The sequence below is a fragment of the Klebsiella sp. A52 genome, from assembly GCF_018388785.1.
Classification (GTDB): Bacteria; Pseudomonadota; Gammaproteobacteria; order Enterobacterales; family Enterobacteriaceae; genus Klebsiella; species Klebsiella aerogenes.
Genome location: NZ_CP074437.1, coordinates 3,443,710 through 3,459,024, shown reverse-complemented (window position 1 = coordinate 3,459,024; position 15,315 = coordinate 3,443,710). Strand labels below are relative to the sequence as shown.

General features: G+C 56.0%; 17 protein-coding genes and 1 other annotated feature. Of the genes, 11 read left to right on the top strand and 6 right to left on the bottom strand.

Annotated elements, in window-relative coordinates:
• Positions 1 to 122: 122 nt before the first annotated feature.
• Positions 123 to 218: a sequence feature (Trp leader region), on the top strand.
• Between the two features lie 35 nt (positions 219 to 253).
• The 5 genes from KGA69_RS16345 to trpA are packed head-to-tail and all read left to right on the top strand — an operon-like array spanning position 254 to position 6,790.
• Positions 254 to 1,816 (top strand): anthranilate synthase component 1, encoded by a 1,563-nt coding sequence (locus tag KGA69_RS16345; RefSeq protein ID WP_213292467.1) that lies wholly within the window; start codon positions 254 to 256, stop codon positions 1,814 to 1,816.
• Positions 1,816 to 3,411, top strand: a complete 1,596-nt coding sequence (gene trpD / locus KGA69_RS16340; protein WP_047045032.1) for a bifunctional anthranilate synthase glutamate amidotransferase component TrpG/anthranilate phosphoribosyltransferase TrpD — start codon at positions 1,816 to 1,818, stop codon at positions 3,409 to 3,411. The genes KGA69_RS16345 and trpD overlap by 1 nt, the downstream gene beginning before the upstream one ends.
• Before the next feature lie 3 nt (positions 3,412 to 3,414).
• A complete protein-coding gene (trpCF, locus tag KGA69_RS16335) occupies positions 3,415 to 4,773 on the top strand; it encodes a bifunctional indole-3-glycerol-phosphate synthase TrpC/phosphoribosylanthranilate isomerase TrpF (protein WP_045393187.1) in 1,359 nt (452 codons plus the stop codon).
• Positions 4,774 to 4,787: 14 nt separating this feature from the next.
• Positions 4,788 to 5,981 carry a tryptophan synthase subunit beta gene (trpB, locus tag KGA69_RS16330; RefSeq protein WP_015366207.1) on the top strand — a complete coding sequence of 398 codons (1,194 nt, stop codon included), beginning with the start codon at positions 4,788 to 4,790 and terminating at the stop codon, positions 5,979 to 5,981.
• The gene (gene trpA / locus KGA69_RS16325; RefSeq protein WP_045374732.1) at positions 5,981 to 6,790 is read left to right on the top strand and encodes a tryptophan synthase subunit alpha; all 810 of its coding nucleotides are present in this window, start codon (positions 5,981 to 5,983) and stop codon (positions 6,788 to 6,790) included. The genes trpB and trpA overlap by 1 nt, the downstream gene beginning before the upstream one ends.
• Before the next feature lie 30 nt (positions 6,791 to 6,820).
• Here trpA and KGA69_RS16320 read toward each other — a convergent pair whose 3' ends face one another.
• Positions 6,821 to 7,276, bottom strand: a complete 456-nt coding sequence (locus KGA69_RS16320; protein WP_045393193.1) for a MarR family winged helix-turn-helix transcriptional regulator — start codon at positions 7,274 to 7,276, stop codon at positions 6,821 to 6,823.
• A 75-nt stretch (positions 7,277 to 7,351) separates the two neighbouring features.
• Here KGA69_RS16320 and KGA69_RS16315 point away from each other — a divergent pair, with 75 nt between their 5' ends.
• Positions 7,352 to 8,299 (top strand): quinone oxidoreductase family protein, encoded by a 948-nt coding sequence (locus tag KGA69_RS16315; protein WP_045393196.1) that lies wholly within the window; start codon positions 7,352 to 7,354, stop codon positions 8,297 to 8,299.
• A gap of 174 nt (positions 8,300 to 8,473) precedes the next feature.
• On the opposite strand, the gene KGA69_RS16310 is transcribed toward KGA69_RS16315, so the two are convergent.
• Genes KGA69_RS16310 through KGA69_RS16300 form a run of 3 tightly spaced genes read right to left on the bottom strand, consistent with a single transcriptional unit; the run spans position 8,474 to position 10,271 of the window.
• Entirely contained in the window at positions 8,474 to 9,610 is a 1,137-nt protein-coding gene (locus KGA69_RS16310) for an HlyD family secretion protein (RefSeq protein WP_045393199.1), read from the bottom strand.
• Positions 9,611 to 9,619: 9 nt separating this feature from the next.
• On the bottom strand, positions 9,620 to 9,970 hold the full coding sequence (locus KGA69_RS16305) for a DUF3302 domain-containing protein (RefSeq protein ID WP_045393202.1): 351 nt from the start codon (positions 9,968 to 9,970) through the stop codon (positions 9,620 to 9,622).
• Positions 9,971 to 10,007: 37 nt separating this feature from the next.
• Positions 10,008 to 10,271, bottom strand: a complete 264-nt coding sequence (locus KGA69_RS16300; RefSeq protein ID WP_049060844.1) for a hypothetical protein — start codon at positions 10,269 to 10,271, stop codon at positions 10,008 to 10,010.
• A gap of 138 nt (positions 10,272 to 10,409) precedes the next feature.
• On the opposite strand from KGA69_RS16300, the gene KGA69_RS16295 reads away from it, so the two are divergent.
• Positions 10,410 to 11,345 carry a LysR family transcriptional regulator gene (locus KGA69_RS16295; protein ID WP_045393208.1) on the top strand — a complete coding sequence of 312 codons (936 nt, stop codon included), beginning with the start codon at positions 10,410 to 10,412 and terminating at the stop codon, positions 11,343 to 11,345.
• 42 nt (positions 11,346 to 11,387) lie between these two features.
• On the opposite strand, the gene ompW is transcribed toward KGA69_RS16295, so the two are convergent.
• Positions 11,388 to 12,026: an outer membrane protein OmpW gene (gene ompW / locus KGA69_RS16290; RefSeq protein ID WP_045374891.1), complete on the bottom strand. Its 639-nt coding sequence runs from the start codon at positions 12,024 to 12,026 to the stop codon at positions 11,388 to 11,390.
• Positions 12,027 to 12,295: 269 nt separating this feature from the next.
• Here ompW and KGA69_RS16285 point away from each other — a divergent pair, with 269 nt between their 5' ends.
• The 4 genes from KGA69_RS16285 to yciA all read left to right on the top strand — a co-directional run bounded on the left by KGA69_RS16285 (position 12,296) and on the right by yciA (position 14,645).
• A complete protein-coding gene (locus tag KGA69_RS16285) occupies positions 12,296 to 12,709 on the top strand; it encodes a YkgJ family cysteine cluster protein (RefSeq protein ID WP_045393211.1) in 414 nt (137 codons plus the stop codon).
• Positions 12,710 to 12,736: 27 nt separating this feature from the next.
• Positions 12,737 to 13,480: a YciC family protein gene (locus KGA69_RS16280; RefSeq protein WP_045387665.1), complete on the top strand. Its 744-nt coding sequence runs from the start codon at positions 12,737 to 12,739 to the stop codon at positions 13,478 to 13,480.
• Positions 13,481 to 13,531: 51 nt separating this feature from the next.
• Positions 13,532 to 14,071, top strand: a complete 540-nt coding sequence (locus tag KGA69_RS16275) for a septation protein A (protein WP_015366196.1) — start codon at positions 13,532 to 13,534, stop codon at positions 14,069 to 14,071.
• Positions 14,072 to 14,246: 175 nt separating this feature from the next.
• Entirely contained in the window at positions 14,247 to 14,645 is a 399-nt protein-coding gene (gene yciA, locus KGA69_RS16270; protein ID WP_015705756.1) for an acyl-CoA thioester hydrolase YciA, read from the top strand.
• 33 nt (positions 14,646 to 14,678) lie between these two features.
• On the opposite strand, the gene KGA69_RS16265 is transcribed toward yciA, so the two are convergent.
• Positions 14,679 to 15,215, bottom strand: a complete 537-nt coding sequence (locus KGA69_RS16265; protein ID WP_047045057.1) for a YniB family protein — start codon at positions 15,213 to 15,215, stop codon at positions 14,679 to 14,681.
• Positions 15,216 to 15,315: the final 100 nt, after the last annotated feature.

Here is a 15,315-nt window from a genome sequence, read left to right as displayed (position 1 = left end):
TATGATAACGACTGAGAAAGAAAATCTGCAAACAAGGGTTGACTTTATTTTCATGAACCAGTTAACTAGTACGCAAGTTCACAAAACGGGTATCTCTGATGAAAACGCAAATTATTACTCTTCATAGCTGGTGGCGTCGTTCCTGGAATCGGGCGGCGTGATCGCGTTTTGCACTCAGCAAACAGATACCTGGCCCGCCACTGAGCGGGCTTTTTTTTGAACAAAATAATGAACAGAACAGGCGAGAATGATAATGCAAACATCAAAACCAGCGCTCGAGCTTCTCACCAGCGACGCCATCTATCGCGAAAACCCGACGGCGTTATTCCATCAATTATGCGGCGCGCGCCCGGCAACCCTGCTGCTGGAATCGGCCGACATCGATAGTAAAGACGATTTAAAAAGCCTGCTGCTGGTGGATAGCGCCCTGCGTATTACCGCGCTTGGCAATACCGTCACTGTCCAGGCGCTGTCGGCGAACGGCGCCGCGCTGCTTGAACTGCTGGATAACGCATTGCCGTCCGGCATTGAGAATCTGCGCCAGCCGAACAGCCGGGTACTCACCTTCCCGCCGGTTAGCGCCCTGCTGGATGAAGACGCTCGCCTGTGTTCGTTATCGGTGTTCGATGCGTTTCGTCTGTTACAGGAGTTAGTCAGCGTCCCGCAGGCCGAGCGCGAAGCGATGTTCTTTGGCGGCCTGTTCGCTTACGACCTGGTGGCCGGTTTCGAGGATTTACCGCCGCTCGACGCCGATACCGCCTGCCCGGATTACTGTTTCTACCTGGCTGAAACCCTGTTGGTGATTGACCATCAGACCAAAAACACCCGCATTCAGGCGAGCCTGTTCACGCCGCTGGAGAATGAGAAACAGCGTCTTCTGCAACGTATCGCCCAGCTTCGCCAGCAGTTAAATGAACCGCCTGCGCCGCTGCCGGTCACTACCGTCGCCGAGATGCGTTGCGACGTCGATCAGAGCGATGAGGAGTACGGCGCCGTGGTGCGCAAAATGCAGCGCGCCATTCGCGCGGGCGAAATCTTCCAGGTCGTGCCGTCGCGCCGTTTCTCCCTCCCCTGCCCGTCGCCGCTGGCCTCGTACGATGTGCTGAAAAAGAGCAATCCCAGCCCATATATGTTCTTTATACAGGATAACGATTTCACCCTGTTCGGCGCCTCGCCGGAAAGCTCGCTGAAATACGACGCCGTCAGCCGCCAGATTGAGATCTACCCCATTGCCGGCACCCGTCCGCGCGGCCGCCGCGCCGACGGTTCGCTGGATCGCGATCTCGATAGCCGTATTGAGCTGGAGATGCGTACCGACCACAAAGAGCTTTCCGAACATCTGATGCTGGTTGACCTGGCCCGTAACGACCTGGCCCGCATCTGTACGCCGGGTAGCCGCTACGTGGCGGATTTGACTAAAGTCGATCGCTACTCCTTTGTGATGCATCTGGTTTCCCGCGTGGTTGGTGAACTGCGCCGCGACCTGGACGTCCTGCACGCCTACCGCGCCTGCATGAATATGGGCACTCTTAGCGGCGCGCCGAAAGTTCGCGCCATGCAGCTAATCGCCGCCGCGGAAGGCAAGCGGCGCGGTAGTTATGGCGGCGCGGTCGGCTACTTTACCGCCCATGGCGACCTCGATACCTGCATCGTGATCCGCTCAGCCTACGTTGAAGATGGTATCGCCACCGTGCAGGCGGGCGCCGGTATCGTGCTCGATTCCGTTCCGCAATCCGAGGCGGATGAAACCCGTAATAAAGCTCGCGCCGTGCTGCGCGCCATTGCTCAGGCCCATCACGCGAAGGAGACTTTCTAATGGCCGACATCCTGCTGCTCGATAATATCGACTCCTTTACCTATAACCTCGCCGACCAGCTGCGGGCTAACGGCCACAACGTGGTTATTTATCGCAATACCGTTCCGGCACAATCGCTGATTGAACGTATCGGCACCATGGATAACCCGGTGCTGATGCTCTCTCCGGGGCCGGGAACCCCAAGCGAAGCCGGCTGCATGCCGGAGCTGCTGACCCGCCTGCGCGGCAAGTTACCGATTATCGGTATCTGCCTCGGCCACCAGGCCATCGTGGAAGCCTACGGCGGCTATGTCGGCCAGGCGGGAGAAATCCTTCACGGCAAAGCCTCCAGCATTGAGCATGACGGCCAGGCGATGTTCGCCGGTCTTGCCAACCCGCTGCCGGTGGCCCGCTACCATTCACTGGTCGGCAGCAATATTCCGGCCGGGCTCACCATTAACGCCAATTTCAACGGTATGGTGATGGCGGTTCGCCACGACGCCGATCGCGTCTGCGGCTTCCAGTTCCATCCGGAGTCGATTCTGACTACCCAGGGGGCGCTGCTGCTGGAGCAAACGCTGGCATGGGCGCTGCAGAAACTGGAACAGACCAATGTCGTACAACCGATTCTGGAAAAATTGTACCAGGCACAGACGCTGAGCCAGCAGGAGAGTCACGTGCTGTTTTCCGCCGTCGTGCGCGGCGAAGTGAAGCCGGAACAGCTGGCCGCCGCGCTGGTGAGCATGAAAGTGCGCGGCGAGCAACCACAGGAAATTGCCGGCGCTGCCACCGCGCTGCTGGAAAACGCCGCGCCCTTCCCGCGTCCGGATTATCAGTTTGCCGATATTGTCGGCACCGGCGGCGATGGCAGCAACAGCATCAATATCTCAACCGCCAGCGCCTTTGTCGCCGCCGCCTGCGGTTTAAAGGTGGCGAAACACGGCAACCGCAGCGTCTCCAGTAAATCCGGTTCGTCCGACCTGCTGGCCGCGTTTGGTATTAATCTGGATATGAATGCCGATAAATCGCGCGCCGCGCTGGATGAACTGGGCGTCTGCTTCCTGTTCGCGCCGAAATACCATACCGGTTTCCGCCACGCGATGCCGGTCCGCCAACAGTTGAAAACGCGCACCCTGTTTAACGTCTTGGGGCCGCTTATTAACCCTGCGCACCCGCCGCTGGCGTTGATTGGCGTCTACAGCCCGGAACTGGTGTTGCCGATTGCCGAAACCTTACGCGTACTCGGCTATCAACGCGCCGCCGTGGTACACAGCGGCGGTATGGACGAGGTCTCGTTGCATGCGCCGACCGTGGTCGCCGAACTCAATAACGGCGAAATTCAGAGCTATCAGCTGACCGCCGCCGACTTCGGCCTGACGCCTTATCATCAAGAGCAACTGGCCGGCGGCACGCCGGAAGAAAACCGTGACATTCTCACGCGCTTGCTACAAGGTAAAGGTGAAGCCGCTCACGAAGCCGCCGTCGCCGCCAACGTCGCCATGTTGATGCGTTTACACGGGCATGAAGACCTGAAAGCCAACGCCCGGCAGGTACTGGATGTGCTGCACAGCGGAGCGGCCTATGACAGAGTGACCGCATTAGCGGCAAGAGGGTAAATAATGCAGACCGTTTTAGCAAAAATCGTTGCCGACAAAGCGATTTGGGTAGAAGCCCGCAAACAACAACAACCGTTAGCCAGTTTTCAGAATGATATCGTGCCGTCCGAACGCCATTTTTACGATGCGCTGGCCGGCGCCCGTACCGCCTTTATTCTTGAGTGCAAAAAGGCGTCGCCGTCGAAGGGACTGATTCGGGAAGATTTCGACCCGGCGACCATCGCCGGGGTTTATAAGCACTACGCTTCGGCAATTTCAGTACTGTGCGATGAGAAATATTTTCAGGGCAGCTTTGATTTTCTGCCGATCGTCAGCAAGGTCGCGCCGCAGCCGATTCTGTGTAAAGACTTCACCATCGATCCTTACCAGATTTACCTCGCGCGTTACTACCAGGCCGATGCCTGCCTGCTGATGCTCTCGGTGCTCGATGATGACCAATATCGGCAGCTCGCCGCTGTCGCCCACAGCCTCAATATGGGCGTTCTGACCGAGGTCAGCAACGAAGAGGAGCTGGAGCGCGCGATTGCGCTGAAGGCCAAAGTCGTCGGCATTAACAACCGCGATCTGCGCGATATGTCGATTGATCTGAACCGCACGCGTCAACTGGCGCCGCGACTCGGCCCGGATGTCACCGTGATCAGCGAATCCGGAATTCATACCTACGGCGAAGTCCGCGAACTGAGCCACTTCGCCAACGGCTTCCTGATTGGCTCGGCGCTAATGGAGCAACCGGACCTAAGCGCTGCGGTGAAGCGCGTGCTGTTAGGTGAGAACAAGGTCTGCGGCCTGACTCGTCCGCAGGATGCGCAAGTCGCCTGGGAGGCGGGCGCTATCTACGGCGGCTTGATTTTCGTCGCCAGTTCGCCGCGCGCAGTTGACGACCAGCAGGCACAGGCGGTAATGGCCGCCGCGCCGCTCAGCTACGTTGGCGTTTTCCGCGATGCAGCCATTGAAGAGGTCGTCACCCGTGCGACCAACTTGAAACTCGCCGCGGTCCAGCTTCATGGGAGCGAAGACCAGGCCTGGATTGATGCCCTGCGCGCGGCGCTGCCGGAGCAGATCCAAATCTGGAAGGCGCTGAGCGTCGGCGAAACGCTGCCGCCGCGTAACCTCAATCATGTGGACAGATATGTCTTTGACAACGGTCAGGGCGGTAGCGGTCAACGCTTCGACTGGTCGCTGCTGCAGGGCCAGGACCTGCGTAACGTGATGCTGGCAGGCGGCCTCAGCGCCGATAACTGCGTAGAAGCCGCGAAAAGCGGCTGTGCCGGACTCGATTTCAACTCAGGCGTAGAGTCGCAGCCGGGAATAAAAGAGGCAAGCCTGGTGGCTGCCGTTTTCCAGACGCTGCGCGCATATTAAGGAGCAATGCAATAATGAGCACTTTACTGAACCCGTATTTCGGCGAATTCGGCGGTATGTACGTTCCGCAGATCCTGATGCCCGCCCTGCGCCAGCTGGAAGAAGCTTTCGTCAGCGCGCAAAAAGATCCTGAGTTTCAGGCCGAATTCACCGACCTGCTGAAAAACTACGCGGGCCGCCCGACGGCGCTGACCAAATGCCGCAATCTGACCGAAGGCACCCGCACCACGCTATACCTCAAGCGTGAAGATCTGCTCCACGGCGGCGCGCACAAAACCAACCAGGTGCTGGGCCAGGCGCTACTGGCCAAACGTATGGGCAAAACGGAAATTATCGCCGAAACCGGCGCCGGCCAACACGGCGTCGCCTCGGCGCTGGCCAGCGCCCTGCTCGGTCTGAAATGCCGCATCTATATGGGCGCCAAAGACGTCGAGCGGCAGTCGCCGAACGTGTTCCGCATGCGCCTGATGGGTGCGGAAGTCATTCCAGTGCACAGCGGTTCCGCCACCCTGAAAGATGCCTGTAACGAAGCGCTGCGCGACTGGTCCGGCAGCTACGAGAAGGCGCACTACATGCTCGGCACCGCCGCTGGCCCGCACCCATTCCCGACTATCGTGCGTGAATTCCAGCGCATGATCGGCGAAGAAACCAAAGCGCAGATCCTCGAGAAAGAAGGACGCCTGCCGGACGCGGTGATCGCCTGCGTTGGCGGTGGTTCTAACGCCATCGGCATGTTCGCTGATTTCATTGATGAATCCCGCGTTGGCCTGATTGGCGTCGAGCCTGCCGGCCACGGTATCGAAACCGGCGAGCACGGCGCGCCGCTGAAGCATGGTCGCGTCGGCATTTATTTCGGCATGAAGTCGCCGATGATGCAAACCTCCGACGGGCAGATTGAAGAATCTTATTCTATCTCCGCCGGGCTGGATTTCCCGTCAGTGGGGCCTCAGCATGCGTTCCTTAATAGCACCGGGCGCGCTGAGTATGTGTCAATTACCGACAACGAAGCGCTGGATGCCTTTAAAGCGCTCTCCCGCCATGAAGGCATTATTCCGGCGCTGGAGTCGTCGCACGCTCTGGCGCACGCGCTGAAGATGATGCGCGAGAATCCGGATAAAGAGCAGCTGCTGGTGGTTAACCTGTCCGGCCGCGGCGATAAAGACATCTTCACCGTACACGACATTTTGAAAGCGCGAGGGGAAATCTGATGGAACGTTACGAGACGCTATTTGCACAGTTAAAAAACCGCCAGGAAGGCGCCTTTGTTCCCTTCGTCACCCTCGGCGATCCGGGGCCGGAACAGTCGCTGAAAATCATCGATGCGCTGATTGAAGCCGGCGCCGATGCGCTGGAATTGGGGATCCCCTTCTCCGACCCGCTGGCCGACGGCCCGACGATTCAGGGCGCCACATTGCGCGCTTTTGCCGCCGGTGTTACCCCGGCGCAGTGCTTCGAGATGCTGGCGGCGATCCGCCACAAGCATCCGACCATTCCAATCGGCCTGTTGATGTACGCGAACCTGGTGTTCAGCCCAGGGATTGATGAGTTCTACGCCGAATGCGCGCGTGTCGGCGTGGATTCCGTGCTGGTCGCCGACGTGCCGGTCGAAGAGTCCGCCCCGTTCCGTCAGGCAGCGCTGCGCCATAACATTGCGCCGATTTTCATCTGCCCGCCAAATGCCGATGACGATTTACTGCGCCAGATTGCCTCCTATGGCCGCGGCTATACCTACCTGCTATCGCGCGCTGGCGTGACAGGCGCGGAAAACCGCGCCGCGCTGCCGCTGCATCATCTGATTGAAAAATTGGCGGAATATAACGCCGCGCCGCCGCTGCAGGGCTTTGGTATCTCGGCGCCGGAGCAGGTTTCGGCCGCTATTGACGCCGGTGCCGCCGGGGCAATATCCGGCTCGGCCATCGTCAAGATTATCGAGCGCAACCTTGAACAGCCGCAAAAAATGCTCGAAGAGCTAAAAACCTTCGTGCAGAGCCTGAAAGCGGCAACCAAAACCGCCTGACCCTTTGTCGCCCGGCCTCACGCCGGGCGGCTATTTCCGCTGCAGGCTGTTGGCGTATTTTCGCGTTAGGCGAAACAGCGCCAGCACCTCGTCTTCTGACCATCCAGCCAGCACCTGATTCATTAACTGCCGCCGCGCAACGGCAATAGCGTCGATCATCCGCTGCCCCTTTTCGCTGAGCGTCACCTCGCTTATCCGCCGGTCTTTGGCATTGGCCTGCTTGCAGGCAAGCCCCTGAGCCTCCAGCTTTTTCACCTGACGACTGACGGTGGTGTAATCGCGGCCTAAATGCTCCGCCAGTTCAACTACCCCCACCGGGCCATAGCGCCCTACCGCCACCAGTAGCGGAAATAGTATCTGTTCAAGCTGCACCCCTGCCGCCTGCAATATCTGCTCATCGCGAAGAGGTTGATTCATCACGCTAATGATATCCAGCAGTGCGCCGTGAAAGTCGGTGATGTCGTAATTATTATGTGCATCTTGCATGTATTAGTTAACCGCGTATAGTGCTCCTGAAGAATATGTGCATATTACACATAATTATCATCAGGAGATAATGTTATGAAAGCCGCCGTGGTATTTGATCTAAGCGAAGGCCCGGTATGGGCCGATTTTAGCGAACCGCAGCCCGCCGTCGGACACACGCTGATCGACGTTCGCGCCGCCGCCATTAGCCACGTGGTTAAAGGCCGGGCATCAGGACATCATTATAGTTTTGACGGCACTCTGCCGTTTGTCGTCGGTATCGATGGCGTCGGTATGACCCCTGACGGCCAGCGCGTCTATTTCGCTTTCCCCGGCGCGCCGTTCGGCAGTATGGCGCAACGCGCGCCGGTCGCAATGCAGAATTGCCTGCCGCTGCCGGATGAACTTGACGATATCAGCGCCGCGGCCATGGCCAATCCGGGCATGTCTGCCTGGGCTGCGCTTGTAAAGCGGGCGCAGTTTCAGGCCGGCGAAACGGTACTGATTAACGGCGCCACCGGCAGCGCCGGGCAGTTGGCGGTGCAGATTGCCCGCTACCTCGGTGCGAAAAAAATCATTGCCACCGGGCGCAATGCGCAAGCGCTGGCCACCCTCGCAGCCGATGAGTGTATTGATTTAACCGCCGATGAGCAGACGCTTAGCGCACAATTCGCCGCCGCCAGCGCCGGGCAAGTTGATGCGATCGTGGATTATTTGTGGGGACGCAGCGCAGAGTTGCTGCTGCCCATGCTGGCGAAATATACCCCCGGCGATAAGCCGGTGCGTTATGTGCAGGTGGGTTCCCTTGCCGGGGCGGATATCGCGTTAACTGGCGCCGTGCTGCGCGCCGCGCCGCTACAGCTTATGGGCAGCGGCATCGGCAGCCTGACCATGCCGCAACTGCTGGCGGCAACCGGGGAGATGCTGCAGGCTGCGGTTCCCGGTCAGTTTACCATCGCCACCACGCCGCTGCCGCTCCGCGATGTCGCTGCGGCCTGGCCGCGTGATAACAGCCAGAAACGTACGGTTTTCACCCTTGATTAAAAAAATTCGCCTCCGCACAAAATCTGGGGTTGATATCTTAAATGAGAAATATTATCTTTCTCATTACCGAATAGTTGAGTGAACAACTCAGGTATTCGGTACGACATTGCTCACATTGCTTCCAGTATTTTTGCCCGCGTTTATCGCGGGCTTTTTTTCGCTCAACTTCGGCCTTTAGTGGTCGAGATACAGATAATGCAACCAGCTGGTCATCCGTAACAGCACCTTACGCATCACCGACACGTGGGCAAAATGGTCGGTATAGACCGCCGCCTGGGCACTGACGCCATCAGGGAGATGGGCGAGATCGCGGCTCGCCGCGAGGTCAATCATCACATAAACCCCTTCCCGACCGGGCGTGGCGCTTAAACCCTGTAACGCGCCGCTGGCCTGGTAGCTGCCGTCGGGAATAGTTGGCAATACTTTTGTGACCTTGCCGGCATACACCTGCCCCGGTAGACCATTGAATACCACCTCTGCCTCGTCCCCTTGCTCCAGGCGCAGGATAGCGTTCTGGCGAAATACCGCCACCACCTGCCGTTTCTGCTGCGGAATAAAAATCATCACCGGTTTGAACGGCAGACGAACTGCCGTGGTTCCCGGTCGCGCCAGCACCTGGGTGACATAACCATCGCTGGGCGCGCGGAATACCGTCTGTTCAAGGTCATAACGCGCCTCGGCAATCTGCGATTTCAGGCTGGCGATTTGCGCATCCTCGCCATTGAAACGCGCAGAAAGTCTTTCTAACTCCTGTTGATACTGTGCCTTAGCCGCCCGCAGGGCCGCGGATTGCGCCTGATATTGCTGCTCGGCGTGATTCACGTCCTGCTCAGAAAAAGGGTTAACCGGCATGGCCGCGCCTTTCGCATAGCGTTGATAATCCTGACGGGCACGTTCATATTCCGCCGTCATCCGCTGGACGTTAGCGGCGGATTCACTTAATGCCGCTTTCCGGGTTCTGATATCCGCTTCGGCGGCGCTGAGATCCGCCTCCAGTTTATTCAGTCGCGCGCGATAGCGGCTATCATCAAGACGAAACAGTACCTCGCCTTTGCGTAATAACACATTCGTTTTATCGGTAACTTCTACGATGGCCCCCGACACCTGCGGCACAATCGGGATCGACAGAGCTATTTTTTGCGCCCGGTCGGTGTACGGGTGATTATAATTCATAGTCAGAATTAGCGCGCCGACAATAAACACCCCACCAAGGACCGCCGTGGGTACCGTCCATTTATTTACCGGGATACGGAAAATTTTAAATACGCCATAGGCCAACGCCACATAGCAAAGAATAATGAGTAAATCCATACATTAGCCTCAGCGGTTATTTGACGAGTTTGTCGTTACAGTTATCTGTTGCTCCTGCAGACGCTTCAGCTCGCTTTCAAGTTGCCTGATTCGCTGATGCATTTCGGCGCTATCTTCGACTTTATGCGCCATTCCCCACCCGCGCTCGGGGCGATACAGCGTTGCCCAGATCCATAACAGCGGCCAAATCGCATGCAGGGTAAACAGGCTCACCCAGCCGGCCACATGGATCGCATCCTGATGAGGATGCTGACGTTTTTTGGCTAATAAATAGGGAATATCATGAATAATAATAATGCCGTAAAATAAAATCAAAAACACGGCAATTAACACGCCTAAGGCGAAGTAGTTAAGGAACATAATAACACCTGGTAATAAAAAAGGTAAACCGTACTAACTACGCTGTTTTATAATTAGCAATGCCACTCACTGTAATCGTGGGGCTGTGCCGAGAATAATCATTTTCCGACTGATAGACCAAATATTGGTAACGGTAAAAATCAGTACTTTTATCTTTCCGGTATAATATCTCTTCCCCCGAAACCGATAGTCCCTTGATAATATCGTCATATTCAATATATTTTTCTTTTTCGGTTACGCTGGAAGCGCACGCAGCCAGCAGCAACATTGCAGATAACGCAGCCATTCTTGTTATTTTCATCGAATTATTTCTCTGTATTTTTCGGCTGTAACAAATAATCCACGCAAATGATACCCAGCTCCCAACCAGAAGTCATATGACAATGACAGCAAAGATGTATATCATTTTTGATATAGCAAAACCAAAAGAAGCGACCTCGTGAAAGAAAAAGACCTGCGCATAGACGAACTCCGCATCGTCCGCGTGATTGCCGAAACGGCAAGCGTTAGCAAAGCCGCCCAGCTACTGGATATGCCGCAGTCGAACGTGTCGCGGGCGCTGAATGCGCTGGAACGGCGCCTGGGGCTGGAAATCTTTATCCGCCACCCACGGGCATTAATCCTGAGCGAGTTTGGCGAGCAGTTCCTGCGCCGGGCGGACATTCTGCTGGATAAGCATAATGACCTGCTTGATATGTCCGGTACCTGGAAACGCAGCCTCAACGGTATGGTGACGCTCGGCGCGCCAATCGGCATTCAGGCTTTCCTTGCCCGATATCTTTTGCCGCCGGTGCTGCGCTCAGCGCCGGAGTTAACCGTCAATCTTCTCACCCGCAATCCCGACGAGCGCGAACAGAAACACGGGACGCTTTTCGATAGCGATTGCGATCTGCTGATTAGCTTTTTCCAGCCCCAGGACGAAAGCCTGATCGCAAGGCCTCTCACCCGCTTTCGCATGGGGCTGTTTGCCTGCGCGGATTATATTACGCAGTCGCCTCTGCACGATGTTGATGAGCTTGCGCAGCATCGTTGCATCACTTTGCGTACGTTGGGCGGGATCCGCAACAGCTGGCATTGCTATAACGCAGCGGGTGAAAGCATTCAGGTGGAGGTCAACGGTTCCAGCGTATGCGATAACATTTTGCCGGCCATCGAGCTTGCCAAGCAGGGTCTGGGCATCGTTTATGCCCCTTTTTACTCCGTCGCGGCGGAATTGGAGGCCGGTACGTTACAACCCTGTCTGCCACGGGAACGCGGCGTGAATATGCAGGCGTGGTTGATTTATCGTCAGCGAGGCGTGTTGCCGCATCGCGTGCAGGTGATAATGGATAGCATTATGGAAAGCGCCAAACTGCACGCCCATCGGCTGGTCTGAAGAGGATAAAACTGGCCGCAGGCGGCCAGTTTTTTTAAAGCATTAGAAGCGATAACCGGCAGAGAACATAAACACCCACGGATCCAGACGGGTGCTGACTTTCTGGTCAACGCCGTTAGCTTTAAATTTCACATCGGTGTCGATATCCATGTACCAGACCGACATGTTAAGCAGCCAGTTGCGGTCAATCAGATAATCCAGGCCAACCTGTCCTGCCGCGCCCCATGAATCTTTCAGACTCAGGTCGGAAAGCCCGGCGTCCTTACCGGTATCGTTGAAATCATTGTTAAAGAAGGTCGTATAGTTAATACCGGCGCCGATATACGGGCGCACTTTACTTTGCGCATCGCCAAAGTACCACTGCGCCATCAGCGTCGGTGGCAGCTGATGTACGGTGGCGATAGTGCCGGTCGGCCCGGTACCGACCTTATGGCGGAACGGCGTTGCCGCCAGCAGTTCGATACCGATATTGTCGGTCGCCATATAGGTAAAGGTTAAACCCAACTGGGTGTTATTACTGACGTTAAAACCGCCGAGACTACCCAGCACGTTGTCAGAGCCCTCAGTCGGGCGAACCGTCGCCGAGCCCGCGCGAATAAAAAACTCCCCCGCTTCATGCGCCCAGGCGCTACCACCAGAAAGCGTACCTAAGATCAATGCCGCCGCTGCTATTTTCTTCATATCCATGTCCCCATTATGGTTTTTATCAGCGGCTGCAAATATACCTACAATGAGTTAGCTTTGATCTGTTTTAGATCACACCAGGCCATTAGATTTAACATTTATTGATCCAGATTAATTTTTGCAGCAGTTAGTAACGTTCTGATTTGTCTTTACATCAATTTTTACCCATGAGAAAAATTTTTGCTTGCCCCTCTTGTCGCCGATCGCGCGGATAGCTAATTTAATTGCCGACAATTTGTGTTGATGCGTTTTTTTCAGGTGTAATTATGAGTGAAATCAACCCGTGCATGACGTGCGGTGCCTGTTGTGCGTATTTTCGAGTCTCCTTCTACTGGGCTGAAGCCGACGACGCTGGCGGCGTGGTACCCACACAGCTCACCGAACCCCTTACCCCTTTTCTGCGCTGCATGAGCGGTACCAATCAGCGGCAAAGCCGCTGTACCGCCTTAAGCGGTGAAATCGGCGAATCGGTACACTGCTCCATCTATCACCAGCGGCCTTCCCCCTGCCGCGAGTTTGCCATGTCAGGCGAAGGCGGCGAACTCAACGAAGCCTGCGATCGCGCCCGTGCCCGCTATGGCCTGCCGCCGCTGGGAACTCTTTACAAAGATATACCTACCGTGACCTCGGCAGAGACTGCTACCCAACCACGTTTTGCGGTACAATCCCCGGCTAGTTAAAACACCTGCAAGACTCAAGGAGAATGCATGTCTATCACGGCGAAGTCCGTCTACCGTGACACGGGGAATTTTTTTCGTAATCAGTTCGTTACTATTCTGCTGATTGCGTTGTTATGCGCGTTCATCACGGTAGTCATTGGCCATGCCTTTTCGCCCAGCGACGAGCAGTTATCGATTCTCAGCGAGGGCGATAACCTCGTGGGCAGCGCCGGCTTGTTTGAGCTGGTGCAGAACATGACGCCGGAACAGCAGCAGATCCTGCTGCGCGCGTCGGCAGCCTCAACCTTCTCGGGCCTGGTGGGGAATGCCATCCTCGTCGGCGGCGTACTGTTGCTGATTCAGCTGATCTCCGCCGGGCATCGCGTCAGCGCGCTGCGGGCGATCGGCGCGGCGGCGCCGGTTCTGCCGAAGCTGTTGCTGCTTATTCTGTTCACCACCTTCGTGGTACAGATGGGGATGATGCTGGTGCTGGTGCCGGGCGTGCTGCTGGCGATAGTTCTGGCGTTCGCGCCGGTGATGCTGGTGCAGGATAAAATCGGCATCTTTAGCGCAATGCGCGGCAGTATGCGTCTGGCGTGGGCGAATATGCGCCTGGTGGCGCCAGCGGTACTCGGCTGGCTGCTGGCAAAAACGGCGCTGCTGCTGCTTGCTTCAAGCTTTGCAACGCTGTCGCCCAACGTTGCCGCCGTGGTCATTAATACCATCAGCAATCTGTTCTCTGCGCTGTTGCTGATCTATTTGTTCCGCTTGTATATGCTTATTCGCAACTAACTTTAATCAGGGCCGGGCATTCCGGCCCTTCCTGAACGACGGAATTGATGTATGAAGCAGTTTCTCGATTTTTTACCGCTCGTAGTCTTCTTCGCTTTTTATAAGATTTACGATATCTACGCCGCAACCACCGCGCTGATCGTCGCCACCGCGGTAGTCCTCATTTATAGCTGGGTGCGCTATCGTAAAGTTGAAAAGATGGCGTTGATCACTTTTGTGCTGGTCGCCGTATTCGGCGGGCTGACAATCTTCTTCCACAACGATGAATTTATTAAGTGGAAAGTGACCGTCATCTACGCCCTGTTTGCCGGCGCCCTGCTGTTCAGCCAGTGGGTAATGAAAAAGCCGCTGATCCAACGCATGCTTGGTAAAGAGCTGACGCTGCCGCAGCAGGTGTGGTCGCGGCTGAATCTGGCCTGGGCGCTGTTCTTTATTCTCTGCGGGCTGGCTAATATCTACATCGCGTTCTGGCTGCCGCAGAATATCTGGGTCAACTTCAAAGTCTTCGGTTTAACGGCATTGACCCTGGTCTTTACCCTGTTGAGCGGCGTTTATATCTACCGCCACATGCCACAGGACGATAAGCACTAATACCCCTTAACGGTACGCGCTAGCCGGCGCGTACCGCCTTCTATTATCAACTCGCGCCCCGACCTTTGCCAAAACCCCGTTTTAACCGTACCGGCGGGCGTATTCCCCTATTCTCTCTGCGCCGTTTTCATAGTAGCATCGCGCCTGATCTCCTTTGACTAGTACAGAGTATAGAATGACAACAACAGATCTCGCCCCGAAGGGCGAATTGGTTTTACGCACCCTGGCCATGCCGGCGGATACCAACGCGAACGGCGATATTTTTGGCGGCTGGCTGATGTCGCAGATGGATATCGGCGGCGCGATTATGGCCAAAGAGATTGCCCGCGGCCGCGTTGTGACTGTCCGTGTTGATGGTATGACTTTTTTACGCCCGGTCGCCGTTGGCGATGTTGTGTGCTGCTATGCCCGCTGCGTAAAGCGCGGCAACACCTCAATCACTATTAATATTGAGGTATGGGTGAAAAAAGTATCGACGGAACCGCTGGGCCAGCGTTATAAGGCGACGGAAGCCTTGTTTATTTATGTGGCGGTAGACAATGAAGGCAAGCCGCGAGCGCTGCCTGCCGAGTAAGACATTGCCCGGCTTGCCGGGCAGATCTTCTGCTTAAAGAAAGCCAAGCAGCGAGAAGAAAATATAACCGATCACAATCACCACAATCGGCAGCACGTAAAGCGTGAAATACTGCTTCAGAATAGTATGACGCGGAACGACAATACGTTCGGCAAGCTGTTCGCGAGACAGGCCTTCCGCGCCTTTAGCCTGTTCCAGAATCAACTGATCTTCCACGCCTTCGCGTAGAAACTTCGCCTGGCGGGCCATCCGCGCGCCGGAAGCCTGCAACGCCATACCGACAAACACCAGCGCGTAGATAATCCAGAAACCGATGTTCAACGCATGTTTGAACTCCGGCAGCGGCGAGTTGTACCAGAAGAAATTCAGGAACGGCGTATTGAAACGCACCATCTCAATCATCAGGTGGGCGAAATCCATCATCACCGCATCAATACCCGGTTTCTTTTCGCTATGCTCGTACATAAACTTCAGTACGGAAATCAGCGTAGACAGCACGGCTGGAATGAAGATGACCCATCCCAAAATGCGTTTAATGACCGCAATGCGTCCAGCTTGTTGATACGTCATGAGTTCCCCTTGTTTAAAACGCCAGACTCTCCATGCCGACATAGAGTCAGGTATAAGTCTATCTTCCGCAGCGAATTTCGCCTGCTTCAGCGCGGTATGA